Raw genomic sequence first — 23,721 nt, 5'->3', positions numbered from 1 at the left:
CGCGGGTCGTCCGGGGCGCGGGCGGGTCAGGCCGCCCGGGCCATCCCCACGGCCTCGACGGCGGCACCGGCCGGCGCGGTCTCGCGGCGGGCGGCCGCCCGCTGCTCGCGCTCGTACCGTGCCGTGGTCGAGGTGCCCATCGCGATCACCAGGGCGGTCAGGACCAGGAACCCGACCAGGGTGACTGCAGGCCACAGAAACATCTCGAACGTCCCCTTGCTCGTCTCGTGACGCCGGCCGGGCTGCGGGCCCGGCGGCTCGTCTCTGGAGACTGTTTCCCCAGCGAACCGCCCTCTCAATCGTCGCTACGCACTGTTCACCTGACAGGCTGTGAGCGACTTCACCCGACGGGGCCCTCGGAGCCCGGTGCGCCGCCCGGTCCGGCACGTGGTGTCATCGGGACGTGTCCGCAGGTGCCGAGGTCTCCACCGCCGGCACCGGCACCGCCCCCGCCCGCCCGCGGCCCGCGCTGCTCGTCCTGACCCTCTCACTGGGTGTCACGACGCTGTCGTTGCTGCAGAGCCTCGTGGTCCCGGTGCTCGGGCCGATCGGCGAGCAGCTCGGCGTCTCCCCGGCCGCGGCCGGCTGGGTGCTCACCGCCAACCTGCTGGCCGCCGCGGTGCTCACCCCGGTGCTCGGCCGGCTCGGCGACACCCGCGGCGAGCGGCCGGTGATCCTCGGCATCCTGGCCGCGGTCGCGGTCGGCACGCTGCTGGCGATCGTCACCCGCTCGCTGCCGCTGCTGCTGGTCGCGCGGGTCCTGCAGGGCTCCTCCTACGGGCTGTTCCCGCTGTCGATCAGCGTGCTGCGCCGCGAGCTCCCGCCGGAGCGGCTGAGCGTGGCGATGTCGGTCGTCAGCAGCACCCTCGGCGTCGGCGGCGTCGTCGGCCTGGTCGCCGCGGGCCTGCTCACCGGCGACGGCGGGGACTACCACCGGCCGTTCTGGATCGGGCTGGGTGTCACGCTGCTGTCCCTGGTCCTCGCCGCCGTCCTGCTGCCCCGCCGCGCCGCCACGGCGAGCGGGCGGGTCGACTGGCTCGGCGCCGTCGTCCTCGGCGTCGGCCTGGTGCTGCTGCTCCTGCCGGTGTCGCAGGGCAACACCTGGGGGTGGACCTCCCCGCTGACGCTCGGCTGCGCGGCCGGGGCCCTGGTCGTCCTCACCGGCTGGGTGCTGCTGCAGCGCCACAGCGCCCAGCCGCTGGTGCGCCCGGCGCTGCTCACCGACCCGCGGATGCTCGTGCCCAACATCGCCGGCTTCACCACCGGCATCGGGCTGTTCGTGTCCTTCCTCGCCGTCATGCAGTACGTCCAGACGCCGCCCGGGGTGGCCGGCTACGGGTTCGGCGCGCCGGTGCTCGAGGCCGCCGTCGTCTACCTGCTGCCCGGCGGCGTGGTCGGCATCCTGCTGGCGCCGCTGGCCGGCAAGGTCGTCGACCGCATCGGCGCTCTGCCCACCCTGCTCACCGGCGCGGTCGCCGGCGTCGCCGGGTTCGTGGTGTTCGCGCTGGGCCGGTCCGAGCCGGCGCTGGTCGTGGTCGCGGGGCTGCTGTCGCAGGCGTGGGTGACCGTGGCCTACGCGGCGCTGCCCACGCTGGTGGTCCAGGCGGTGCGACGCAGCGAGACCGGCGTCGCCAACGCGGTCAACTCGATCGCCCGCTCGCTCGGCCAGGCGGTGGGCAGCACGCTCACCGTGGCGCTGCTCGGCGCCACCCTCGACCCCGCCACCGGCCTGCCGACGGCCGCCGGGTTCACCGCCGTCGCCCTGCTCGGCGCCGGGGCGGCGGCCGCGGTGGGGCTGGTCAGCCTGGCCGGGATGGTGCAGGCCCGGCGCAGCGGGCCGGCCGGCCCCGACGACCTCCACGACGTCGAGCGGGCCACCGCCGGCGCCGGCGAGTGGTCCCCGGTCTCCGGCATCCGCTGACGCCCCGCGACGCGCCGGGATGATCACCGCGCGCATGGAAGCGCCCCGTCCGGGGAAACCACGGTCCGATCGACTCGCCCCAGACCCGGAGGACGACCATGGCCCGCCCGCACGGCTCCCGCGCCGCGAGCACCGACACGGCGAAGCCGACGCGCTTCTCCGGCAACACCGCCGGTGACCCCGCGCCGCACGACGACAAGGTCAACTCCACCCGCTTCGACAACGCGCCGCGCGGCGCGGACACCACGCCGACCTTCTTCGGCACGGTCAAGCGGACCGTCAAGGAGTTCCAGGAGGACAACCTCACCGACTGGGCGGCGTCGCTGACCTACTACGGCGTCCTCGCGCTCTTCCCGGCGCTGATCGCGCTGACGTCGATCGTCGGCCTGCTGACGACCCCTCAGCAGCTCACCGACGCGCTGACCACCGTCGTCCCCGCCAGCGCCGCGAGCACGATGGGCCCGGTCATCGAGCAGGTCGCCGGCAACCAGAGCACCGCCGGCGTCGGGCTCGTCATCGGTCTCGCCCTCGCGATCTGGTCGGCGTCGGGCTACGTGGGCGCCTTCACCCGCGCGTCCAACGTCGTCTACGAGACGCCCGAGGGCCGCAAGATCTGGAAGCTCAAGCCGCTGCAGCTGCTGATCACCCTGATCGGCATCCTGTTCGCCGCCGTCATCGTGGCGATGCTGGTCCTCAGCGGCCCGGTCGTCGAGGCCGTCGGCTCGGCCATCGGCCTGGGCGACACCGCGCTCACCGTGTGGAACGTCGTCAAGTGGCCCGTGATCCTGGTGGTCCTGGCCCTGATGATCGCCGTCCTCTACTACTCCACGCCGAACGTCAAGCTGCGCGGCTTCCGGTTCATCAGCCCCGGTGCCGGCGTGGCCATCCTGGTCGCGGTCCTGGCCTCGGCCGCCTTCGCCTTCTACGTGGCCAACTTCGGCAGCTACAACAAGACCTACGGCGCCCTGGCCGGCGTCATCGTCTTCCTGATCTGGTTCTGGCTGATCAACCTGGCCCTGCTGTTCGGCATCGAGTTCGACGCCGAGAAGGAGCGGACGACCGAGCTCAAGGAGGGCGTCCCGGGGGCGGACAAGGAGATCCAGCTCGACGCCCGCGCCGAGCCCAAGCCCCGCAACACGCACTGAGCACACGACAGCGGCCCCCTCCCCGGCGGGGGAGGGGGCCGCTGTCGTGTGCTCAGCGGGCGGTGGGCGGGCCGTCCCCGCGGCGGGCCGGCGGGGTGCGCTCGACCACGGCGGCCACCGCGGCCAGCCCCCGGCTGACCGCCTCCCCGACCGGGGTCAGCGGGGCGGGCGCCCGGCGGACGAGCGCGTCGACGACGTCGCGGCTGCGGTCCAGCAGCGACAGCGGCAGGCCCGAGAGCGCGTTGCCCGGCGGGCGGCGGGACACCGTCGGGTGCGCGCGGGTGGGCGAGATCCGGCGCACGAGCTCCCACCGGCGGCCCAGTCGGCGCAGCTCGGCGGGGTCGAGCCGCTCCTGCAGCCGCGGGAACAGCACGTCCTCCTCGTCTCGCACGTCCTCGCGCAGCACCTCGACCAGCCGGGCCAGCCGGGCGGGCCGCTCCGGGGAGTCGGGACCGCCCTCCTCCAGTGCGGCGACCAGCTCGTTGACCTCCTGGTGCTCGGTCTCGATCTGCCGGGTCAGCGCGTCGCCGTCGGGCAGCACCCGGCGGATCACCGGCCAGAGCACGGTCTCCTCGGCGAACGCGTGACTGAAGACCAGCCGGTCGATGCGCGTCAGCACCTCCTCCTGCGCGCGGCCGGCGGCGCCGTCGAGCTCGTGCAGCAGCCGGTCGAGCTCGACGTGGTCCTCCCGCTGGCGCACCAGGACGCTGCCGGGGCCTCCCAGCTCGTCGTCGGTCTGGTCGGCGATGGATCGGGGCACGGGGCCCTCCTCGGGACGGGGCGGTCGGATCCGCCGGTCCCTGCCCCGATCGGCGCGCCGCCATGCCGCCTTGCCGGTCGCCGCCCCGGAGGCGGGGGAAGGCCGGTCGGGAGCGCGGGACGACGTCGACGACCGGTCGGCGCCCCGCGGCACCGACCCGCGCCGCCGGGGCCGGTTGCCGCGCAGGGGCGGGGGTAGGCCGGACCCACGGGACAGCGGGGTCCCGGCAGCGGAAGGAGCCAGTGCCATGGCCGACCGGCCCACCGTCACGTCGGACTTCTACGAGCTCGAGGCCCTCCTCGAGGAGGAGGACCGGGCGACACTGATGCGCGTCCGGGCGTTCATGGACGAGCAGGTCGAGCCGGTCATCAACCAGTACTGGACCCGGGCGCAGTTCCCCCGGGAGCTGATCCCGGGCCTGGCCGAGCTGGGCATCGCGGGGGCGCAGTACTCCGGTCACGGCTCGCCCGGCCGCTCGTCGCTGTTCGACGGCATGGTGTCGATGGAGCTGGGCCGGGGCGACCCGTCGGTGGCCACCTTCATCGGCGTCCACGGGGGGCTGGCGATGGGGACGATGCACCTGTGCGCCTCCGAGGAGCAGAAGGAGCGCTGGCTGCCGGCGATGGCGCGGATGGAGCTCATCGGCGCCTTCGGCCTCACCGAGCCCGAGCACGGCTCCGACGTCGCCCGGGGAATCCAGACGACGGCCCGCCGGGACGGTGACGAGTGGGTCCTCGACGGGCAGAAGAAGTGGATCGGCAACGGCAGCTTCGCCGACCTGGTGATCGTCTGGGCACGTGACGTCGACACCGACCGGGTGCTCGGCTTCGTCGTCGAGACGCCGACGCCGGGCTTCAGCGCCGTCGACCTCGAGGACAAGATCGCGCTGCGCGCGGTGCAGAACGCGCACATCACCCTCGACGGCGTCCGCGTGCCGGAGGAGAACCGGCTGCAGAACGCGAACTCCTTCCGCGACACCGCGAACGTCCTGCGGGCCACCCGGGTGAGCGTGGCGTGGTCGGCGGTCGGCTGCTCGCGGGGCGCGTACGAGCACGCGCTGCGCTACGCGCTGGGCCGCGAGCAGTTCGGCCGGCCGATCACCTCGTTCCAGCTGGTGCAGGACCTGCTGTTCCGGATGCTCGGCAACATCACCGCGTCGGCGGCGTTGTGCGCGCGCGCCTCCCAGCTGCAGGACTGCGGGATGCTGCGCGACGAGCACGCGTCCATGGCCAAGGGCTACAGCACCATGCGGATGCGGGAGACCGTCGGCTGGGCGCGGGAGCTCATGGGCGGCAACGGGATCCTGCTGGAGAACCACGTCGGCCGGTTCGTGGCCGACGCCGAGGCGATCTACTCCTACGAGGGCACCCGCGAGGTCAACAGCCTCATCGTCGGCCGCGCGATCACCGGCACCAGCGCCATCACCTGACGCGCGCTCCTCGCGATCACGGCGCCGTGACCACCGGAGGGCCCGGGACACCGGTCACGGCGCCATGATCACGGGCGGCCTCGTTCAACGGCCGTCCCACCAGCGGGCCGCGGCCTCGGCGGGGGTGAGCCCGTCGACGGCGACCGACCGGTTGAGCCGGACCAGGTCGATCGTCGTCAGCTGGGCGCTGACCGCGTCCAGCGCGGCGCGCAGCGGCTCGCCGCCCTCGGCGGCCACCTCGGTCCGCACGAGCGGCACCACGTTCTCCCGCGGCTGCAGCGCCCGGTCGTCGCGCAGCAGCTGCAGCGAGGCGTCGGTCAGCCGGGCATCGGTCGTCTCCAGCATCCCGACGTCGACCTGCCCGGTGAGCAGCGCCTCCGCGGTGGCCGCCCGCGACGGCATGCTGCGGACCTCGGCGAACTCGATGCCGTAGACCTCGCGCAGCCCGGGCAGGCAGAACCGCCGATCGCTGCACTCGGGCGGGCCGCCGAACACCAGTTGCGGCGCGATCGCGGCGAGCCCGCTGAGCGTCGTCACGCCGTGCCGGGCGGCGAGGTCGGTGAGCACGACGAACCCGTTCTGGTCCTCGGCCTCGGCCGGGGCCAGGACGGTCAGCCCGCGCGGCGCGAGGGCGGCCGCCAGCCCTTCCCGCAGGACGGTGGGGTCGTGGGACGCCGTCCCCGCGCCGGCCTCCAGGAACTCCGACGCGGTGCCCAGGTAGTCGACGACGAGGTCGACGACGCCCTGCTCGAGCGCCGGGAAGACCACCTCGCGGGTGCCGATGCCGTGCTGCACCGCCACCTCGAACCCGGCCCGCCGGATCGCCTCCGCGTACACCTCGGCGAGCGTCTGGTTCTCCGGGAAGTCGTAGGACGCCACCCGGACGACGCCGTCGGCGGGCGGGTCCGCCTCCGCGGCCGGGGAGCCGCAGGCGCCGAGCACGGCGGCGGCGAGGAGCAGGGCGGCGAGGAGCAGGGCGGCGAGCGGTCGACGACGCATCGCGGACCCTCCCGGGACAGGAGGCGACGCCCCGCGGGCGGACTGGCGCGGGGACGGCCACGCTAGCCCTGCTCGGGACCAAGGTCGATGGTCCCGGGAGCGCAACCGGTGCAGCATCGGGCGGCATGGCGGCCACGGCGCGGCCCCCGGCGCCCCAGACGCCGGTCCCGGCTCCGGCACCGCGGGGACCGGTGACGGCACCCGCGGCGCAGGCACCTGCGGGAGGGCAGGTCCGGCGGCCGGACCTCCCGCCCATCCACCGCGAGCCCCGGCGACGCCGCCCCTCGGGCGAGCCGCCGCCGCTGCCGCGGCACCTCAACGCGTCGGGCAAGTGGTGGCTGGCGCTCAGCGGCGTCGTCGTCGTGACCTGGGGCGCCGTCCTCGTCACCGGGAGCTCGGCGTTCTTCGACCTCGTCGACACCCGGGTGCTGCAGGCGATCGCCGCCATCCGCTCCCCCGGCCTCACCGACGTCGCCGAGGTGGCCGGCGTCCTCGGCACCGGCCGGGCCATCCACCTGCTGTGGCTGGCCAACCTCGTGGTGCTGGCGGTCTTCCGCCGCTGGCGGCACCTGTTCGTGTGGATCGGGGTCGGCCTGCTGGTGGTGAACACCGCCGCGACCCTGGCCGCCACGCTGCAGCGCCCACGGCCCTACGAGGTGGAGATCCTCGGCAGCTGGTCGGGGTTCTCGATGCCGTCGGTGCCGATGACCGTGCTCGCCACCTTCCTCGTCAGCACGCTCTACTCGCTGGTGCCCGCGGGCCGGCCCCGGGACATCGGCAAGTGGGTGGTGTGGGGCCTGCTGCTGGTCACCGCCGCCTCGCGGCTCTACCTCGCGCAGGACCACCCCACCGACGTCCTCGCCGGCGTCGTCCTCGGCGTGGCCGCGCCGCTGGCCGCCTTCCGGCTGCTGACGCCCAACGAGGTCTACCCCGTCGTCTACCGGCGCGGCAGCCCCGCCCACCTGGACGTCACCGGGGCGCGCGGCGAGGCGATCGTCCGCGCGCTGCAGGACCAGCTCGGGTTGCTGGTCACCTCGGTGAAGCCCTTCGGTCTGGCGGGGTCGGGCGGCTCCACGCCGCTGAAGATCACCGTCAAGGCCGCCGACGCCGCCGAGCAGGAGGAGAGCTGCGTCTTCGGCAAGCTCTACGCCGCCACGCACGTGCGGTCCGACCGCTGGTTCAAGCTGGGGCGCACGCTGCTCTACGGCCGGCTGGAGGACGAGAAGCCCTACCACAGCGTGCGGCGGCTGGTGCAGTACGAGGACTACGTCCTGCGGCTGCTGTCCGACGCCGGCCTGCCCGTGCCGCACCCGCTGGGCATCGTGGAGATCACCCCGGAGCGCGAGTACCTGCTGGTCACCGAGTTCCTCCAGGGCGCGCGGGAGATCGGCGACCCCGAGGTCGTCGTCGACGACGCGGTGATCGACCAGGGGCTGGCCGTCGTCCGGCGGCTGTGGGAGATCGGCATGGCCCACCGCGACATCAAGCCGGCCAACCTGATGGTCCGCGACGGCACGCTGTTCCTCATCGACTCCGCGTTCGCCGAGGTGCGCCCCAGCCCGTGGCGGCAGGCCGTGGACCTGGCGAACATGCTCCTGGTCCTCGCGCTGCGCACGGACGCCGCCCGCGTGTACGAGCGGGCGCGGCGCTACTTCTCCGACGAGGAGCTGGCCGAGGCCTTCGCCGCCACCCGTGGGCTCACCATGCCCTCGCAGCTGCGCCGGATGCTGCGGGCGCAGGGCCGCGACCTGCACCGGGACTTCCTCGAGCTGCTGCCCTACCGGCTTCCGCCGGTGCGCATCCAGCGGTGGACCTGGCGCCGGGCCGGCCTGTGCCTGGTGACCGCGCTCGCCCTGGTCCTCGCCGTGACCATCGCGGTCAACCTGCTCGGGTCGCCGCTGTGAGCGGCGCCCGGCGCCCGGCCGCGGCGGCGGTGCTGGCGGCCGCCCTGCTGACGGCGGGCTGCGCGCCGGGCACCCCGACCGTCAGCGGCGAGCTGCCCGGCTGCCGCACCGGCGACGACGACCGGGCCGCCCACGGCGTCGTGCTCATGGCCCAGGCGGTGCCGACGGCGACCTGGGTGCCGTGCGTGGAGAGCGTCCCGGTGGGCTGGACCTTCGCCGGCCTCGACGCCCACTCGGGCTCGGCGCGGTTCTGGCTGAACTCCGACCGCGACGGCTACCACGCCATCGAGGTGCGGCTGACCGCCGGCTGCGACACCACGGGTGCCACCGAGATCCCCAGCGAGCGGGACGGGCTGCAGCGCTTCGAGCGGGTCGTCCGGGTGACCCCGGAGTACCTGGGCCGCCGCTACTACGTGTTCCCCGGCGGCTGCCTGACCGTCGTGTTCACGCTCTCCGGCGACAACCGCGGGGAGCCCCTGGCACTCGCCACCCAGAGCCTGGGCGTGGTGAGCCGCGAGGTGCTCTCCGCCGAGGTCCACGAGGAGAGCGGCGGCCGGCTGCAGCTCGACCCGCCGCCCGCCGACGCCGCCGGCCCCGAGGACGAGGGGGACCCGCCATGACCGCCGTGACCCCGCAGGCGCCACCCGTCCGGCCGTCCCGGCGCAGGCCCCTGTGGCGCCGGGTGCTCGCCCCGCTGTTCTCCCTCGCGCTCGTCGCCGCCGTCTTCCTGTGGTTCCTGCCGCGCTTCACCGACATGGCGCAGGTGTGGGACGCGGTGGTCGACCTGTCGTGGGGGGCGCTGCTGCTGCTCCTGGTCGCGGCCGCGTGGAACCTGGCCACCTACCAGTTCGTGATGGTCGTGACCATGCCCGGCCTGCGGCTGCGCGAGGCGACGGTCTCCACCCTCACCACCACCGCGGTGTCGAACACCGTCATCGGCGGGGCGGCGATCGCGCTCGGGCTGACCTACGCCATGAACTCCTCGTGGGGCTTCTCGCGGTCCCGCACGTCGGTGTCGGTGCTGCTGTCGGGGCTGTGGAACAACTTCGCCAAGCTCGCCCTGCCGGTGGTCGCCCTCGTGCTGATGGCCTTCACCTCCTCCGCCCCCGGTCCCGGCCGGGTGGCCGCGGGCATCGCCGGCGTCGCCGGGCTGGTCGCGGCCGTGGTCGTGCTCGGCCTGCTGCTGCACAGCCGGGAGGGCGCCGCCCGGATCGGCCGGGGCAGCGGGCGGGTCGCCTCCGCGCTGATCAAGCCGTTCGGCCGGCCGCCCGTGCAGGGCTGGGACCAGGCGACGACGAAGTTCCGCGACCGGACCGCGCTGCTGCTGCGCGCCCGCTGGCACTGGCTCACCCTCACGACGCTGGTCAGCCACCTGTCCCTGTTCCTCGTGCTGATCGTCGCGCTGCGCGCGGTGGGCGTGTCCGCCGAGCAGGTCAGCGTGGTGGAGGCGCTCACGGTCTTCGCCTTCGCCCGGCTGCTCACGGCCGTCCCGTTCACCCCGGGCGGGCTGGGGGTCATCGAGCTGGCGCTGATCACCGGCATGTCGGCGTACGGCGGGGACCGGTCGCTGGTGGCCGCGGCGGTGCTGGTCTTCCGCGGCCTCACCTACCTGCTGCCCATCCCCCTCGGGATCGGCACCTACCTGTTCTGGCGGCACAACCGCTCGTGGCGGCGGGAGCCCAACTCCGCACCGCGCACGGACCTGGTGCCGGAGACGGCGTGACCGGGCGGGCGGCCACCCGCCCGCGGCCGCCGGTCACCCGCGGCGGTCGCGAGGTGGTCCTGGCCGCCGTCGGCGCGCTGGTGCTCGTGCTCGCCGCGCTGCCGGTGGAGCGGACGTCGGTGCCCGCGGCCGAGGCGGCGGTGTTCCGGGCGGTGAACGGTGTCGACGTCGTGCCGTTCCTGCTCGTCTGGCCGGTCATGCAGCTGGGCAACTTCCTCGTCGTCCCGGCGGCCGCCGTGGTCGCGGCCGCGATGCGGCGCTGGCGGCTCGCGCTGGGGCTGCTGCTCGCCGGCGTCGGCACCTACCTCGCGGCGAAGGGGATCAAGGACGTCGTCGTGCGCGGCCGGCCCGACGGGCTGCTCGACGACGTCGTGATCCGCGGTGCGGCGGCGCGCGGCCGCGGCTTCCTGTCCGGGCACGCGGCCGTCGTGACCGCCGTCCTGACCGTGGCCTGGCCGTGGCTGGGCCGCCGCGCGCGGATCGTGGCCGTGGTGCTCGTGGCGCTGGTCTGCCTGGCGCGGGTGTGGACCGCCGCGCACCTGCCGCTGGACGTCGTCGGCGGGATCGGGCTGGGGCTGCTCGTCGGGTCGGTGGCGCTGCTGGTGGTCGGCCGGCCGCGGTGAGGTCTGCCGCCGGGCGCCGCCTGTGGTTGAGTGACTGAGGTCACAGGAGGCCCGAAGACCCGAGGAGCCCGGGATGACCACCACCGCCCCGCGCCCGTCCGCCCCGCCCCGCCCGCGCCCCGCGCCGGTCACCGACGGGGCTCCCGACGGCGGCCGGTCCCCCTCCCCGGAGGCGTCCGAGGCGGTCATGGGCCTGGACATGGTGCTGGTCGACGGCGCCCGCGGCCCGCTGCGGCGGATGGTCCCGCCGGCCCGCACCGTCGCCCGGCTCGGCGCCTCCCTGGCGCGCCGGCCCGAGACCGTCGTCCGCACCGGCGGGGACCTGGTGCGCGAGCTGGGGCGGATCGCGGTGGGCCGCTCGGAGGTCGCCCCCTCGCCGAAGGACCGCCGCTTCGCCGACCCCGCCTGGACCGGCAACCCCTTCCTCCGGCGGACCATGCAGGCGCACATCGCCGCCGCGCAGGCCGCCGCGCGCCTGGTCGAGGACGCCGACCTCGACTGGCAGGACGACGAGCGGATCCGGTTCACGCTGACCAACGTGGTCGACGCGCTGGCGCCGTCCAACGTCCCGTTCCTCAACCCGCTGGCGCTCAAGGCGGTCATCGACACCGGCGGCCGCAACGCGGTCAGCGGGCTCCGCCGGATGGTCTCGGACCTGGTGTCCCCGCCGCGGGTGCCCTCGATGGTCGAGCCCGACGCCTTCACCGTGGGCGAGGACCTCGCGGTCACCCCGGGCGCCGTCGTCCTGCGGACCGACGTGTTCGAGCTGATCCAGTACCGCCCGACGACGGAGACCGTCCGCGCCGTCCCGCTGCTGATGGTCCCGCCGACGATCAACAAGTACTACATCACCGACCTCGCGCCCGGCCGCAGCATCGTGGAGCACTACGTGGCCGCCGGCCAGCAGGTCTTCATGATCAGCTGGCGCAACCCCGACGAGCGGCACGCCGACTGGGGCCTGGACGCCTACGGCCAGGCCGTGCTGGACGCGATGGACGCCGCGCAGCGCATCACCGGCAGCGAGCGGGTGGCCCTCCAGGCGTTCTGTTCCGGCGGGATCGTCACCGCGATGGTGCTGGCCCACCTGGCCGCCACCGGACGGCTGGACCGGGTGGCCGCCGCCAGCTTCGCCGTCACCGTCCTCGACTGGGCGCGGGCCGGCACGGTGTCGGCGCTCATGGACCCCGAGGCGGTCCGGGACGCGACAGAGAAGTCGCGGAGGAAGGGGTACCTCGACGGCGCGATGCTCGCCGAGGTCTTCGCCTGGCTGCGCCCCAACGACCTGGTGTGGAACTACTGGGTCAACAACTACCTGCAGGGCAGGCCGCCGGCCGCCTTCGACATCCTCTTCTGGAACGCCGACACCACCCGCATGAGCGCGGCGCTGCACCGGGACTTCATCGAGGTCGCGGTCGGCAACTCCCTCACCGAACCGGGCAGGGCGACGATGCTCGGCACGCCGGTGGACCTGTCCGCCGTCGACGTCGACGCCTACGTCACCGCCGGGATCGCCGACCACCTCTGCCCCTGGCAGGCGTGCTACCGCACCACCCAGCTGCTCGGCGGGGACACCCGGTTCGTGCTCTCCACCAACGGCCACATCGCCTCGCTGGTCAACCCGCCGGGCAACCCGAAGTCGACGTTCCAGGTGGCGCCGGACACCCCGGCCGACCCCGAGGAGTGGCTGTCCCGGGCGACGAAGGAGAAGGGCTCCTGGTGGCCGGACTTCATGTCCTGGCTCGGCGAGCGGTCGGGGGACGAGGTGCCCGCGCCGGAGTCGCTCGGGAGTGCGGAGCTGCCGGTCCTGGGGGAGGCTCCTGGGACCTATGTCCTCGAGAAGTGAGTCCGTCCGCACGCTGACCGTCCTCGGCCGCACCCTCCGGGTGGCCGAGCGGCCCGGCGACGGCAGGACGCCGCCGCTGCTGCTCATGAACGGCATCGGCGCGAGCCTCGAGGTGCTGCAGCCCTTCGTCGACGCGCTCGACCCGCGGCGCACCGTGATCCGGTTCGACGTCCCGGGCGTGGGTGGGTCCCCCCGGCCGGTCGTCCCCTACGTGCTGGGGACGCTGACGCCGGTGGTCGCCGGGGTCCTGCGCCGGTTGGGCCACGACGGGCCGGTCGACGTGCTGGGGCTGTCCTGGGGCGGCGGCCTGGCGCAGCACTTCGCCGTCCAGCACCGGCGCCGCTGCCGCCGGCTGGTGCTCGCGGCCACCGGCACCGGCGCGCTGATGGTGCCCGCGTCCCCGCGGGTGCTCTCGCACATGCTCACGCCGCGGCGGCACCGCGACGCCGAGTACGCCCGGCGGATCGCGCCGACGGTCTACGGCGGGGGGGTGGGCACCCACCCCGAGGGGGCGGCGCGGGCGCTGCACGCGCACGAGCGCACCGGCCCGCGGCGCGGCTACTACTACCAGCTGGCCGCGAGCTCGGCCTGGACCAGCCTGCCGTTCCTCTCCCTGGTCCGGCAGCCGACGCTGCTGGTGGCCGGCGACGACGACCCGATCGTCCCGCTGGTCAACGCCCGCATCATGGCCCGGCTGATCCCCGACGCCCGGCTGCACGTGCACCGCGGCGGCCACCTCGCGCTGGTCACCGAGGCCGCCGAGCTCGCGCCGGTGGTCGAGCGCTTCCTCGACGCGCCCTAGGAGACGCGCCCTGGGAGACGCGCCCTGGGAGACGCGCCCTAGAGCCCGCAGGCGTCGCCGCCGTCGACGAAGCCCCGCCGGAAGGAGTCGACGAGCTCGAAGCCGGACAGCTCCGGCTCCGCGACGACGGTGGGCTCGGTGGCGTACTGCAGCAGCACCACCGCGGCCTCGTCGACGTCACCGGGCGAGAGGCCGGGCTGCACCCCGTCGAGCTCGCCGAGATACGCCTCGCGGGCCAGCCAGCCGGTGGCGCACACCGCGCTGGTGAGCGCCTCCCGGTCGTCCACCGACAGCCCGCGCTGCTCCCGGACGGCCAGCGCGTAGGGCAGGCCGAGCAACGTCGTCACGGCGAAGTCGCCGACGTCGTCGTAGACCGGCTCGAGCAGGCCGGCCGCGTCGTAGCGGACCGAGCCGTCCCCGGCGCAGAACTGCAGGTCCAGCTCGGCGCCCTCGCCGGTGCACACCGCGCCCGCGCCGTCGGCCGCCCGGACCTCGGGCACGGTGAGGAACCCGCCGAGCGGGCCGGTGCCGGGGAAGCCCCGGGTCAGCGCCTGCTGCCAGAAACCGGCCAGCACGTCGTCGGCGCCGTCCACGACCGTGCGGTAGGACCGGGCGGCCGTGCCCGAACCGGGCCGGGGCTCCTGCTGGGTGTAGAGGCGCGACTCGTCGAAGGCGGCGCAGGCGCGCGCGCCGTCGGCGTACCCCTCCTGGAAGGCCGACAGCTGGTCGAACAGCGAGCCGTGCGCGTCCCGGGCGTCGGGCGGGGTGCCGACGGCGTCGCCGAAGTACGCGTAGCCGAGCAGGTAGGGGTCGAGCTCCTTCTGCCGCAGCGCGACGTGCTCGGCGCGGCCGGTGACCACCCACTTCGTCCACGCGCCCGCGAAGCACTCGGCCTGGGTCTCGGCGACGATCGAGGGGTCGTCGAGGCCGGCCTGCGCCTGGACGGCGTGGCTGACCTCGTGCGCCATGATCTCGGCGACGATGAACGGCCCGTAGTCCCCGACCAGGCCGGCCATCCACGTCCGGTCGTACACGACGACGTCGTCGTCGCCGCAGTAGGAGGCGTTGCCCGCCAGGTCGCCGACGTCGTCGGGGAAGCAGGCGCCGTCGGGCAGGTCGGCGGGGTCGGTCGTGGCCGGGTCGACCGACCAGAAGCCGCCCTCGATCCGCCCGAACCGGCCGCCGAACACCTCGGGGTAGGTCCGCTCCCAGAAGGCCAGCACGTCGGCCAGCGCGTTGCGGGCGAGCCGGTCGGTCGGGTCGCCCTCCTCGGCCAGGTGCACCCGCACCTCGACGTCGGTGGCGTCGGTGGCCGCCGTCCCCGTCGGCGAGGCCGTGCCGGGGACGACGGAGGTGCAGCCGCCCGCCAGCAGCCCCGCCACCAGCAGCACGCCGGCGGCCGGGCGGCGGGGGCGGGCGGCTGCGGGCATCGTGGCAGCGAGGCTCCCCGGCGGCCGCCCGCCGGTCAACGGGACCGCGCGCCGGGCCGGGGCGCCGGCACCGCCGGCGGCGCGCCGTCGCTGCGCGGGGCGGGCGCGCCCGCGGCGACGACGGGGGCCGGAGGCGGACGCCGGGCCGGCCCGCCACCCGCCGGTCACCCCCCGAGGGGATGGGTGCGGATCGCGGTGACCAGGGAGCAGCCGTCCGGCCCGAACGGGTCGACGACGAACCCGAACTGCGCGAGCACGTCGGCGAGCAGCGCGTTCATGGTCCGCTGCACGGCCGTGTCCAGCGCGGCACCGCGGACCTGCTGCAGGCTCATCCGGTCGTGCTGGCGCCAGCTCACCAGGACCCCGCCGTGGGTGGTCTCCGGCGTCAGGCACACCCCGCCGGTCGCGGCGGTCCCCGGGTCGGTGGCGGAGCAGTCGTGCAGCGACAGGCCCGCCTCGACCAGCGCGGCGGCGACCTCCACGACCAGCGTGGTCAGCGCGTCCTCGTCGGTGAGCAGCTCGTCCCAGTCCTCGGGCAGCCGGTCGAGCTGGGTGCCGAGCTCGGTCAGCCACGCCCGGTCCTGCGGCGAGGGCCGCCGGGCGACGCTGCCGTCCTCGCGGAGCACGCCGTGGACGGTGCGGACCGCGCCGTCGAGCCCGCCGGCCACGGCCGCCCAGTCGGCCTCGACCCGGTCCTCGAACGGCCCGGCGAGCGCGGCGGGGCGGTCCCCGGTCCCGTCGACCAGCCACCACGCCGTCGGCGCGCCGGCCGAGCCGCTGCGCCGCCCGGCGGGGTGGGTCGCCAGCCCCACGGCGGTGCGGGCCGGGGTGACCGTCGCGACGGCACCGGCCGCGGCCGCGCGGCCGCCGCCGGTCGGGACGGCCGGCACCGGGACCTCGAGCAGGCGGGGGACGGTGTCGTCGGCGCCCGCCGCGACCGGCACGGGCGGGCCGGCCGGCGGCTGCCGCCGGCCCGCGGCGTTGCGCTCGAACTCGTAGCGGGCCGTCGAGCTGCGGCCGAGCGCGACGACCAGGCCGGCCACCGCGAGGAACCCCAGGACGGTGACCGCCGGCCAGAGCAGGACGGCGCTCGTCACCAGGCGCACCAGGACCGCTGCGGGCCGGCGCCCCAGGCGGCCGCGCGCCGGACCCAGCCGCGCACGACCGCCACCGGGTCCACCGGCACGCGGTCGGCGCGGGCGTCGAGGGCCGGGGCGTCGAGAGCCGGGGCGTCGAGGGCCGATGCATGGGGGGCGTCGGCGGGCAGGCCGGCGTCGGACCCGAGGCCGAGCAGGTCGAGCAGGTCGGCGATGCCGAGCCCGTCCCCGGGCGGGACCGGGGACGAGGAGGTCCGGCGTGGTGCCGGCAGGGTGGGCGCGCTCACGGTGTTCCTCCAGGACGTCGTCCCGGCCGGGGAAGTGCCGGGGACACGCAGAGCTTCGCGCCCGCGCGCCCCGCGGGCCCCCTGGTGGACACGGCACCCGCGGCGGCGTCACGTGATCGTTGTGGACGCCCCCGCGAGTGGGTGGTGACCGTGTGCAACCGACGACGCCATGTCGACACGCGGTGCGTCCCCCCGCGTGGACGGCGCCCGCGGTCGGTCGGTGACCCCGGACGGCGGCGTGTCGGCGCGGTCAGCCGCGGGTGGTGGTCCCGTACGGCGCGCCGCTGCTGTCGTAGGTGGTCCACTCGCCGGTCGCGGGGCCGCGGTCGAACCACCCGGAGCGCAGCCCGGTCCCGTCGAGGCGGAACCACTCCCAGTAGCCGTCCGGTTGCCCGCCGGTGACCTGCCCGCGGGCGCGCAGGGACCCGTCGCGGTGCCGCTCCTCGTGCAGTCCCTCGGTGGACCCGGCCTGGGGCACGGCCGCCTCCGTCCTCGGGGTGCCGGGTCGCACGGAGCCTGCCACGGGGGTCCGACGGACGGCGGGACCCGGGAACGACACCGGGACGCCGTCGGTGTCGACGGCGTCCCGGTGGGGTTGCAGGGTGCGGGGTGCGGGGTGCTGCGGGCTACTCGGCGGCGTAGCGGACGACGCTTCCGCCGGCCTCCTCGCCGAGCGGCGTGACGTCGAGGCCGCGCAGCCACAGCACGTCGGCGAGCGCGCGGTTCATGACGGCCTGCACCGAGATGTCGGCGACCAGCCCGTGCACCTGCTCGACGCTCATCCGGTCGTGCTGCCGCCAGCCCACGACGACGCCGTCGAGGGCGGGCTCGGCGCTGACGCAGGCCCCGCCGAGCGCGGCGCCGGCACCGGCGGCGTCCCAGAGGGGCAGGCCGGCCTCGGTCAGCGCGGCGGTGACCTCGACGACCAGGGTGGCCAGCGGGTCCTCCTCGGTCAGCTCGGCGTCCCAGTCCGCGGGCAGCCGGTCGAGCTGGTCGCCGAGGTGGCCGAGCCAGGCCAGCTCCTGCGGGGAGGGCCGGCGGTGCAGGCCGCCGTCGGGCCGGCGGACGCCGTACACCGGCCGGGCGTCGCCGGCGTGCACCGCGGCGGCCCAGGCCGCCTCCGACCGGTCGGGGAAGGGACCGTCGACGAGGCGGTCGCGTCCCTGCCCGTCGTCGACGACGAGCCACCAGCCCAGGCGCGCCTGGCCGTCGACCCTGATCTCACTGCTGCGGAGTGCCACTCGTTCCACCGTTCATCCCGTCCATGGGGCCGCCGCTGGGGAAGCGCGACGGCGCCCGCGCCCGCCGGGTGAGGGCGGAGCGGGTGGCAGAAACGTAGGGGCGCGGGACCCGTTCCGGCCCCCCGGGGGACGCTCGCGTGACACGGCGTAGTCGGATCGTTGCGAAGGCCTCCGACACGGACGGTGACCGGCTCCTCCAACCGCCCACATGTCGACCGTTCCACGCTCGCGCGGGGGTGTGGATCTGCCGAAACCGCACGACGACGCGGTTTCGGCTCAACCCCCGGCGCGTCCGGCACCCCGCCGGCCGGCCCCGGCCGGGACCCGGCGGACACCGCCCCGGCGCGGGCGCGGGCACCCTGCGTGAGGTCCTCCGGCGGCGCCGCGCTGGAGGACCGGGCACCCGCCGCGGCGGTCACGGCCCACGGACGGCACGATCCGCGCGACGATGCGCGCGGAGGAACGGAGGAGGCCCGTGACCGACAGATCCACGACCGACGGACCCGCGACCGGCAGCGCACCGGTGGTCGTCGACGACACGGCGGCCAGCCGCTTCGAGGTGCTGGTGGACGGCGCGGTCGCCGGGTTCGCCGAGTACCGGCGGACGGCGTCGGCGCTGTCGTTCACCCACACCGTCGTCGACCCGGCCTTCGAGGGCCGCGGGCTCGGCTCCGTGCTCGCGCGCGGCGCCCTCGACGCCGCCCGGGAGGCAGGCGCGCGCGTGCTGCCGTTCTGCCCGTTCATCCGGGCGTACATCCGGCGGCACCCGGACTACGTGGACCTCGTCCCCGCCGACCGCAGGGCACAGTTCGGGCTGGCGCCGGCCGCCGACCACCCGACCCCCGACGACCCGAGGTGAGACCCGAGATGACCGAGACCCGCGACCTGACGGCCCTGGAGGCCGAGCGCGCCCGCATCCGCGCCGCGCACCTGAAGCCGGCCGGCGAGCGCCCGCCCTCGACCGCCCGCGGCCTCCACCACACCGCGCTGATCAGCAGCGACGTCGAGCGGACCGTGCGCTTCTACCAGGACGTCCTCGGCTTCCCGCTGACCGAGCTGGTCGAGAACCGCGACTACCCCGGCTCCTCGCACTTCTTCTTCGACATCGGCAACGGCAACCTGCTGGCGTTCTTCGACTTCCCCGGCCTGGACGTCGGCCCCTACGCCGAGGTGCTCGGCGGGCTGCACCACATGGCCATCAGCGTCGAGCCCGAGCGCTGGCACGAGCTGGTGCGGCGGCTCACCGACGCCGGGGTGCCGCACGAGGTGCACAGCGGCGTCTCGGTCTACTTCCGCGACCCCGACGGCGCCCGCATCGAGCTCATCGCCGACCCGCTCGGGGAGATGTACGGCCTGTCCGTGCTGTGAGGCCGGGGGCGGTCAGTCGTCGCCGCCGTTGCCGTTCCCCCGACCGTTCCCCCGGCCGTTCCCGTTGCCGTTCCCGTTGCCCTCGTCGTCCCCGCCCTCGTCCTCCCGGTCGCCCGCGTCCTGCACCGGGAGCGGGGTGGCGTAGGTGACGGTGACCGCCTGCCCCACCACGACCGGCCCGGTCGGGTCGACGGCGACCACCCGGCCCTCCGGGACGTCGCCGGTCGCGACCGTGCTCGGCTGCACCTGCAGGCCGAGGGCGGTCAGCTCCGCCTGCACGTCGGGGAAGGGGCGCCCGACGAGGGCGGCGGCCACGACGTCGACCGTGGGCGGCGGAGCGGGCTCGGTGGTGGCCGGCGCGGACGACGACGGTGCCGCGGACGACGAGGGCGGCGGGGTCGAGGACGGCGCCGCGGCCGGGGCCGGGTCCCCGCGGGTGCCGAGCACGACCGCCACGCCGGCGAGGGCGAGGACGAGCAGCACGAGGGCACCGGCGAGCAGCCGGCGGCGGCGCGGCGCCTCCCCGGGGACGTCGGCGGGTGCGGTGGCGTCGGCCGGGAGGACGGTCGTCTGCTGCACGGGCAGGACGGGGAGGACGAGCGTGGCCGACGACGCGCTCGGTGCCGGCCGGCCGGCGAGCACCGCGTCGACGGCGTCGCGCAGGGCGGCGCCGTCGGGGAAGCGGGCGGCCGGGTCCTTGGCCATCGCCCGCTCGACCAGCGCCCGGACGTCCGCCGGCACGCCGGCCGGCAGCGGCGGCGGCTGCTGCTGGACGTGCATGAGGAGCACCTGCACCGGGCTCTCGGCGTCGAAGGGGACCCGTCCCGTGAGGCACTGGTGGGCGACGACGCCGAGGCCGTAGACGTCGCTGGCCGGCGAGGCCTTCGCGCCCTGCACCTGCTCCGGGGAGATGTACTGGGCGGTGCCCATCACCTGCCCGGTCTGGGTCATGTGGACGCTCGACGCCGACCAGGCGATCCCGAAGTCGGTGATCTTCACCCCGCCGTCCGGCGTGACGAGCACGTTGCCGGGCTTGACGTCCCGGTGGACGACGCCGGCGGCGTGCGCCGTGGCCAGCCCCGCGGCGGCCTGCCGCACGATGCGGAGCGTCTCCGTCGCGTCCAGTCCGCCGGTGCGGGCGAGCACCGCCGACAGCGGCTCCCCGACGACCAGTTCCATCACCAGGTAGGCCAGCGGCTCGCCGTCGGCGCTCACCGTCTCGCCGTAGTCGTGCACCGCGGCGATGTGCGGGTCGGACAGCTGCGCGGCGTGCCGCGCCTCGGCGCGGAAGCGCTGCAGGAAGGACGGGTCGCCGGTGTACTCGCTGCGCAGGACCTTGATGGCGACCGGGCGGCCGAGCAGCGTGTCGTGTGCCCGCCAGACCCGTCCCATGCCGCCGCTGGCGAGCACGGAGTCCAGCCGGTAGCGGCCGCCCAGCAGGTCGCCCGTCGGGCGCATCGGTCCTCTCCCCCTCGTCGTCCGGTGGCCGGTCCCCGGCCGCCGGACTCCCCGCGGCGGGGACGACCGGCCTCAGGAGACGGTACGACGCCCGGGGTCGGGGAAGGAGCGGTCCCCGAAGAGCACACGGCGTGCCGCGGCTCGTCCCGGTGGCGTGCGCAGCACCGGGAAGGCGGCCGCCGCCATCCCCGGCGTGCGCACCGCGGCGAGTCCCCGGCGCAGCAGCAGCCGGCCGCGGAACGCGGCGCGCAGCGCGGCGCCGTCGTAGTGCCGCAGCGCGTCGGCCCGCCCGGAGCACAGCGCGTCGTCGAGGACGTCGGCGGCGTGCCGGGACAGCCGCAGGCACGGGTCGAGACCGCCGGCGGTGAGCGGGGAGACCGCGCCGGCGGCGTCCCCCACGAGCAGCCCGTCCGCGCAGCCGATCCGGCGCAGCAGGCCGCCGACGGGGATCGGGCCGCCGCGCCGTTCCACCTCGCCGGGCCGGCCCGTGGGCAGGCCGGGCGCCGCGGCGGCGAACCGCTGCAAGGCGGTGCGCATGCCGTCCGGGAAGCGGGCGGCGTACCCGGCGACGCCGACGTGGGCGTGCCGGCCATCGTCGACCACCCAGGCCAGGTAGCCGGGTGCCAGGGCGGGGTCGAGCACGCAGTGGAACGTCGGCGGGCCTCCGCCGTCCGCGACCGGGAACACCTCCTCCGCGCCGACCAGCAGGTGCGTGTTGCGGTCCAGGCCGAGGTCGCGGGCGACGGCGGACCGGGCGCCGTCCGCGCCGACGACGAAGCGCGCCCGCACCCGCGTGCCCCCGTCCGGGCCGGCCAGGAGGGAGACCCCGTCCGCGCGTCCGGTGTAGCGGGTGCCGAGGGCGAGCCGCACGCCGGCGTCGGCCGCCTCGCGGGCGGTGGCCCGGTAGAGCGCACCCATGTCGCCCACCCGGTACTCGTCGCGGTCGCTGTCCAGGACCACCGGACGGCGCCGGTCCGGCGGGTACAGCACCACCCGCCGGATCGGCGGCCCGAGGCAGTCCGGCGGCAGCGCGAAGTCGTCCAGCGTCTTGCGGACGAAGATGCCGGTGGTGCGGATCGCGCCGTCGAGGCGTCGCCGCCGGTCGGCCAGCAGCACGTCGTGGCCGCGGCGCGCGAGCAGCGTGGCGGTGTGGAGGCCGGCCAGCCCGGCGCCGACGACGAGCACGTCGGCCGTGTCGGGGCCGCTCACCGGTCGGCGTCGCCGCGGACGAGGCGCAGGAGGCCGAGCAGCAGCGCACCGGCGGCCCAGGCGAGGAGCACGGCGACCGACGACGCCCGCGTCATGCCCGGCACCTCCCCGCCGAGCAGGAGGAACGCCGCCCCGGACCCGGGCAGCACCTCGGCCACCGCCGCCGACCAGCCGGCGCCGACCGCCGGGAGCAGCAGCGGCAGCACCAGGAGCAGGAGGAAGGCGGTCACGAGGGCGCCGGCCGTGCTGCGCAGCAGGAAGCCGAGCCCGGCGGCGAGGCTGGTGCCGGCCACGAGCACCAGGGCGACGTCGGCGAGCACGCCCGGGCCGTCGTCCCAGGAGAGGGTGATCTCCGGGTGCGGCGCGGCGAAGGCGGCCAGCGCGCCGGCCAGGGCGATCGCCACCCCGAGGACGGTCGCGACGGCGACCGGGACGAGCGTGCGGGCCGCCATCAGGACCCCGCGGCGCGGCGTCCACTGCAGCGTCGGCACGATCCCGCCGGTGGCGTGGTCGGACGTGACCGCCAGCAGGACCAGCGTGAGCAGCGCGAACTGCGCGGGCAGCACGGGCACGGCCACCGCCGCCCAGGCGCCGCTCCCCGACGGCGGGTCCGCGGCCGCCTCCGCGCCGGCGACGGCGTCGATGCCGGCCGTCGTCGCGGCGGCGGCCGCCAGGCACCACCAGGTGGCGCGGACGGTCCACAGCCGGGTCCACTCGGCGGCTGCGGTACGCGCGAGCAGGCGCCCGGTGGTCACCCCGGGGGCCGACACCGCGGTCACCGCGCTGCCTCCACGGTCGCCGCGACGGGCCGGCCGGCGTGCTCGACGGCCTCGCCGGTGAGGGCGAGGTAGGCCTCCTCGAGGGAGGCGGCCGTCTCGGACAGGTGGTGCAGCGGGATCGCGGCGGCGGCGGAGAGGTCGCCCACCTGCGCGGCGGTGCCGCCCTCGACCTGCAGCTCCGCGGCGCCGGCCGGCTCGACGGACAGGCCGTGCCGCCGGAGCAGCGCCGTCAGCGCCCCGGGCTGCGGGGTGCGGACCCGGACCCGGGGCCGGCCGAGCCCGCGCAGGAGCTCGTCGGTGGTGACGTCGGCGACGAGGCGGCCGCGGCCGATGACGACCAGCCGGTCGGCGACCGCCTGCACCTCGCCGAGCAGGTGGCTGGAGACGAGCACGGTGCGGCCCTCGTCGGCGAGCCCGCGCAGCAGCCCGCGGATCCAGCGGACGCCGTCGAGGTCCAGCCCGTTGACCGGCTCGTCGAACAGCAGCACGCGGGGGTCGCCGAGCAGCGCGGCCGCGATGCCCAGCCGCTGGCGCATGCCGAGCGAGTACGCGCGGATGCGGCGGCGGGCGGCACGCTCCAGCCCGACCTGCCCGAGCACCTCGTCGACGCGGCGTGCCGGGATGCCGTTGGTGCGGGCCGCCACGCGCAGGTGGTCGCGCCCGGTGCGGCCGGGGTGGACGGCGCCGGGGTCGAGCAGCGCGCCGACCTCGCGCAGCGGCTCGGTCAGCTCCGCGAACCGCCGTCCGCCGACCAGCGCCGTCCCCGCGGTGGGGCGGTCCAGGCCGAGGACCATCCGCATCGTCGTCGACTTGCCCGCCCCGTTGGGGCCGAGGAAGCCGGTCACCGTCCCGGGCGCGACGTCGAAGCTCAGGTCGTCGACGGCGAGGACGTCGCCGTAGCGCCTGGTCAGGCCGCGGACCTCGATCACCGGGAGGCCTCGTGCGCCGGCTGCGACGCCTCCTGCCCGTCGGGCACCCACTCGAGGAGGTCGCCGGGCTGGCAGTCGAGCACCCGGCACATCGCCTCGAGGGTGCTGAAGCGGACCGCCTTGGCCCGGCCGTTCTTGAGCACCGCGACGTTCGCCGGGGTGAGCCCCACCCGCTCGGCGAACTCGCCCACGCTCATCTTCCGCCGGGCCAGCTCGACGTCGAGACGCACGACGATGGGCATCAGATGACCGCTTCCATGTCGCTGCGCAGGACGGTGGCCTGCCGCAGCAGCGCCCGCATGACGACCATGAGCAGCCCGACCACGGCCCCGACCAGCAGCAGCACGACCAGGAGCGCGGGGAGCACGGGGTCGTCGCTGACCTCGTCGATCACGAAGTAGTAGGAGCAGACGAAGGCGCCGAGGAGCACCAGCCAGCCGGCGGCCATCGCGCCGACGATCGCGTCCACCCACGGCTGGGAGCTCGCGCTGAAGATGCGGTCGGCCGTGACCAGCGTCAGCAGCTGCCAGGTGCAGACGATGACGACCTGGACGCACACGAGCGCGAGGACCAGGACCGTCCACATCACCCAGCCCATGGCCGCCTGCTCCAGCGACGGGTCGGCGACGTCCGGCACCAGCTCCGGCACGGCCCAGACCTGGGCGGCGGCCAGCGCGGCGAACACGACGACGAGCAGGACCCGCAGGGGCAGCACCACCCGATGCACACGTGACATGCATCGACTGTCGCGCATTACCGATCGATTGTCGATGG

Annotated in this window: 25 protein-coding genes; 11 read left to right on the top strand and 14 right to left on the bottom strand. The window is 75.9% G+C overall.

The genetic code is table 11. The annotated features are described in order from the left end of the window. Window positions 1-26: 26 nt before the first annotated feature. A complete protein-coding gene (locus ACI798_RS11755) occupies window positions 27-203 on the bottom strand; it encodes a hypothetical protein (protein ID WP_456941520.1) in 177 nt (58 codons plus the stop codon). 200 nt (window positions 204-403) lie between these two features. On the opposite strand from ACI798_RS11755, the gene ACI798_RS11750 reads away from it, so the two are divergent. Beyond that, window positions 404-1,921: an MFS transporter gene (locus ACI798_RS11750; protein ID WP_456941519.1), complete on the top strand. Its 1,518-nt coding sequence runs from the start codon at window positions 404-406 to the stop codon at window positions 1,919-1,921. A 98-nt stretch (window positions 1,922-2,019) separates the two neighbouring features. Beyond that, the gene (locus tag ACI798_RS11745) at window positions 2,020-3,066 is read left to right on the top strand and encodes a YihY/virulence factor BrkB family protein (RefSeq protein WP_456941518.1); all 1,047 of its coding nucleotides are present in this window, start codon (window positions 2,020-2,022) and stop codon (window positions 3,064-3,066) included. A 52-nt stretch (window positions 3,067-3,118) separates the two neighbouring features. On the opposite strand, the gene ACI798_RS11740 is transcribed toward ACI798_RS11745, so the two are convergent. Beyond that, entirely contained in the window at window positions 3,119-3,826 is a 708-nt protein-coding gene (locus ACI798_RS11740; protein ID WP_456941517.1) for a hemerythrin domain-containing protein, read from the bottom strand. A gap of 247 nt (window positions 3,827-4,073) precedes the next feature. Here ACI798_RS11740 and ACI798_RS11735 point away from each other — a divergent pair, with 247 nt between their 5' ends. After that, the gene (locus ACI798_RS11735; protein WP_456941516.1) at window positions 4,074-5,255 is read left to right on the top strand and encodes an acyl-CoA dehydrogenase family protein; all 1,182 of its coding nucleotides are present in this window, start codon (window positions 4,074-4,076) and stop codon (window positions 5,253-5,255) included. Window positions 5,256-5,339: 84 nt separating this feature from the next. Here the strand turns inward: ACI798_RS11735 and ACI798_RS11730 are convergent, their stop codons facing one another. Beyond that, window positions 5,340-6,254, bottom strand: coding sequence for an ABC transporter substrate-binding protein (locus ACI798_RS11730; protein ID WP_457047990.1), 915 nt, complete (start codon window positions 6,252-6,254; stop codon window positions 5,340-5,342). Between the two features lie 191 nt (window positions 6,255-6,445). Between ACI798_RS11730 and ACI798_RS11725 the strand changes: the two genes are divergently transcribed. The 6 genes from ACI798_RS11725 to phaZ all read left to right on the top strand — a co-directional run bounded on the left by ACI798_RS11725 (window position 6,446) and on the right by phaZ (window position 13,149). Next, window positions 6,446-8,158, top strand: coding sequence for a phosphatase PAP2 family protein (locus ACI798_RS11725; protein WP_457047989.1), 1,713 nt, complete (start codon window positions 6,446-6,448; stop codon window positions 8,156-8,158). Then, window positions 8,155-8,778: a hypothetical protein gene (locus ACI798_RS11720; RefSeq protein ID WP_457047988.1), complete on the top strand. Its 624-nt coding sequence runs from the start codon at window positions 8,155-8,157 to the stop codon at window positions 8,776-8,778. Before ACI798_RS11725 ends, ACI798_RS11720 begins: the two co-directional genes overlap by 4 nt. Then, window positions 8,775-9,881: a lysylphosphatidylglycerol synthase transmembrane domain-containing protein gene (locus ACI798_RS11715; protein WP_456941512.1), complete on the top strand. Its 1,107-nt coding sequence runs from the start codon at window positions 8,775-8,777 to the stop codon at window positions 9,879-9,881. The genes ACI798_RS11720 and ACI798_RS11715 overlap by 4 nt, the downstream gene beginning before the upstream one ends. Further along, a complete protein-coding gene (locus ACI798_RS11710) occupies window positions 9,878-10,504 on the top strand; it encodes a phosphatase PAP2 family protein (RefSeq protein ID WP_456941511.1) in 627 nt (208 codons plus the stop codon). The genes ACI798_RS11715 and ACI798_RS11710 overlap by 4 nt, the downstream gene beginning before the upstream one ends. 73 nt (window positions 10,505-10,577) lie before the next feature. Further along, complete coding sequence (locus ACI798_RS11705; RefSeq protein ID WP_457047987.1) at window positions 10,578-12,347, top strand: PHA/PHB synthase family protein; 1,770 nt, start codon at window positions 10,578-10,580, stop codon at window positions 12,345-12,347. Beyond that, complete coding sequence (gene phaZ, locus ACI798_RS11700) at window positions 12,331-13,149, top strand: poly(3-hydroxyalkanoate) depolymerase (RefSeq protein ID WP_457047986.1); 819 nt, start codon at window positions 12,331-12,333, stop codon at window positions 13,147-13,149. Before ACI798_RS11705 ends, phaZ begins: the two co-directional genes overlap by 17 nt. Before the next feature lie 38 nt (window positions 13,150-13,187). Here phaZ and ACI798_RS11695 read toward each other — a convergent pair whose 3' ends face one another. The 5 genes from ACI798_RS11695 to ACI798_RS11675 all read right to left on the bottom strand — a co-directional run bounded on the left by ACI798_RS11695 (window position 13,188) and on the right by ACI798_RS11675 (window position 17,204). Continuing rightward, complete coding sequence (locus ACI798_RS11695; protein WP_456942482.1) at window positions 13,188-14,579, bottom strand: neutral zinc metallopeptidase; 1,392 nt, start codon at window positions 14,577-14,579, stop codon at window positions 13,188-13,190. Between the two features lie 164 nt (window positions 14,580-14,743). Beyond that, window positions 14,744-15,676, bottom strand: coding sequence for a hypothetical protein (locus ACI798_RS11690; RefSeq protein WP_457047985.1), 933 nt, complete (start codon window positions 15,674-15,676; stop codon window positions 14,744-14,746). Next, window positions 15,673-15,963: a hypothetical protein gene (locus ACI798_RS11685; RefSeq protein WP_457047984.1), complete on the bottom strand. Its 291-nt coding sequence runs from the start codon at window positions 15,961-15,963 to the stop codon at window positions 15,673-15,675. Before ACI798_RS11685 ends, ACI798_RS11690 begins: the two co-directional genes overlap by 4 nt. A gap of 250 nt (window positions 15,964-16,213) precedes the next feature. Next, window positions 16,214-16,441: a hypothetical protein gene (locus ACI798_RS11680; RefSeq protein WP_457047983.1), complete on the bottom strand. Its 228-nt coding sequence runs from the start codon at window positions 16,439-16,441 to the stop codon at window positions 16,214-16,216. A 148-nt stretch (window positions 16,442-16,589) separates the two neighbouring features. Next, the gene (locus ACI798_RS11675) at window positions 16,590-17,204 is read right to left on the bottom strand and encodes a hypothetical protein (protein WP_456942478.1); all 615 of its coding nucleotides are present in this window, start codon (window positions 17,202-17,204) and stop codon (window positions 16,590-16,592) included. A 475-nt stretch (window positions 17,205-17,679) separates the two neighbouring features. Here ACI798_RS11675 and ACI798_RS11670 point away from each other — a divergent pair, with 475 nt between their 5' ends. After that, complete coding sequence (locus ACI798_RS11670; RefSeq protein WP_456942477.1) at window positions 17,680-18,063, top strand: GNAT family N-acetyltransferase; 384 nt, start codon at window positions 17,680-17,682, stop codon at window positions 18,061-18,063. A gap of 8 nt (window positions 18,064-18,071) precedes the next feature. Beyond that, on the top strand, window positions 18,072-18,572 hold the full coding sequence (locus tag ACI798_RS11665) for a VOC family protein (protein WP_456942476.1): 501 nt from the start codon (window positions 18,072-18,074) through the stop codon (window positions 18,570-18,572). 12 nt (window positions 18,573-18,584) lie between these two features. Here the strand turns inward: ACI798_RS11665 and ACI798_RS11660 are convergent, their stop codons facing one another. From ACI798_RS11660 to ACI798_RS11635, 6 genes are all read right to left on the bottom strand, one after another. Next, the gene (locus ACI798_RS11660; RefSeq protein ID WP_457047982.1) at window positions 18,585-20,030 is read right to left on the bottom strand and encodes a protein kinase domain-containing protein; all 1,446 of its coding nucleotides are present in this window, start codon (window positions 20,028-20,030) and stop codon (window positions 18,585-18,587) included. Between the two features lie 72 nt (window positions 20,031-20,102). Next, window positions 20,103-21,239: an FAD-dependent oxidoreductase gene (locus tag ACI798_RS11655; RefSeq protein WP_457047981.1), complete on the bottom strand. Its 1,137-nt coding sequence runs from the start codon at window positions 21,237-21,239 to the stop codon at window positions 20,103-20,105. Then, window positions 21,236-22,018: a hypothetical protein gene (locus ACI798_RS11650; protein WP_457047980.1), complete on the bottom strand. Its 783-nt coding sequence runs from the start codon at window positions 22,016-22,018 to the stop codon at window positions 21,236-21,238. Before ACI798_RS11650 ends, ACI798_RS11655 begins: the two co-directional genes overlap by 4 nt. Next, a complete protein-coding gene (locus ACI798_RS11645) occupies window positions 22,015-22,947 on the bottom strand; it encodes an ABC transporter ATP-binding protein (protein WP_456942472.1) in 933 nt (310 codons plus the stop codon). The genes ACI798_RS11650 and ACI798_RS11645 overlap by 4 nt, the downstream gene beginning before the upstream one ends. Further along, entirely contained in the window at window positions 22,944-23,189 is a 246-nt protein-coding gene (locus ACI798_RS11640; protein WP_456942471.1) for a helix-turn-helix domain-containing protein, read from the bottom strand. The genes ACI798_RS11645 and ACI798_RS11640 overlap by 4 nt, the downstream gene beginning before the upstream one ends. After that, a complete protein-coding gene (locus ACI798_RS11635; RefSeq protein WP_456942470.1) occupies window positions 23,189-23,683 on the bottom strand; it encodes a DUF2975 domain-containing protein in 495 nt (164 codons plus the stop codon). The genes ACI798_RS11640 and ACI798_RS11635 overlap by 1 nt, the downstream gene beginning before the upstream one ends. Window positions 23,684-23,721 lie beyond the last annotated feature (38 nt).

Source organism: Geodermatophilus sp. SYSU D01045 (genome assembly GCF_054050295.1).
This window is presented reverse-complemented; position numbering and strand designations above follow the sequence as displayed.

Coding starts and splice junctions, on each gene's coding strand:
- ACI798_RS11755 (WP_456941520.1), bottom strand. CDS start 203: ATGTTTCTGTGGCCTGCAGTCACCCTGGTCGGGTTCCTGGTCCTGACC.
- ACI798_RS11745 (WP_456941518.1), top strand. CDS start 2,020: ATGGCCCGCCCGCACGGCTCCCGCGCCGCGAGCACCGACACGGCGAAG.
- ACI798_RS11735 (WP_456941516.1), top strand. CDS start 4,074: ATGGCCGACCGGCCCACCGTCACGTCGGACTTCTACGAGCTCGAGGCC.
- ACI798_RS11730 (WP_457047990.1), bottom strand. CDS start 6,254: ATGCGTCGTCGACCGCTCGCCGCCCTGCTCCTCGCCGCCCTGCTCCTC.
- ACI798_RS11715 (WP_456941512.1), top strand. CDS start 8,775: ATGACCGCCGTGACCCCGCAGGCGCCACCCGTCCGGCCGTCCCGGCGC.
- ACI798_RS11705 (WP_457047987.1), top strand. CDS start 10,578: ATGACCACCACCGCCCCGCGCCCGTCCGCCCCGCCCCGCCCGCGCCCC.
- phaZ (WP_457047986.1), top strand. CDS start 12,331: ATGTCCTCGAGAAGTGAGTCCGTCCGCACGCTGACCGTCCTCGGCCGC.
- ACI798_RS11695 (WP_456942482.1), bottom strand. CDS start 14,579: ATGCCCGCAGCCGCCCGCCCCCGCCGCCCGGCCGCCGGCGTGCTGCTG.
- ACI798_RS11665 (WP_456942476.1), top strand. CDS start 18,072: ATGACCGAGACCCGCGACCTGACGGCCCTGGAGGCCGAGCGCGCCCGC.
- ACI798_RS11660 (WP_457047982.1), bottom strand. CDS start 20,030: ATGCGCCCGACGGGCGACCTGCTGGGCGGCCGCTACCGGCTGGACTCC.
- ACI798_RS11640 (WP_456942471.1), bottom strand. CDS start 23,189: ATGCCCATCGTCGTGCGTCTCGACGTCGAGCTGGCCCGGCGGAAGATG.
- ACI798_RS11635 (WP_456942470.1), bottom strand. CDS start 23,683: ATGTCACGTGTGCATCGGGTGGTGCTGCCCCTGCGGGTCCTGCTCGTC.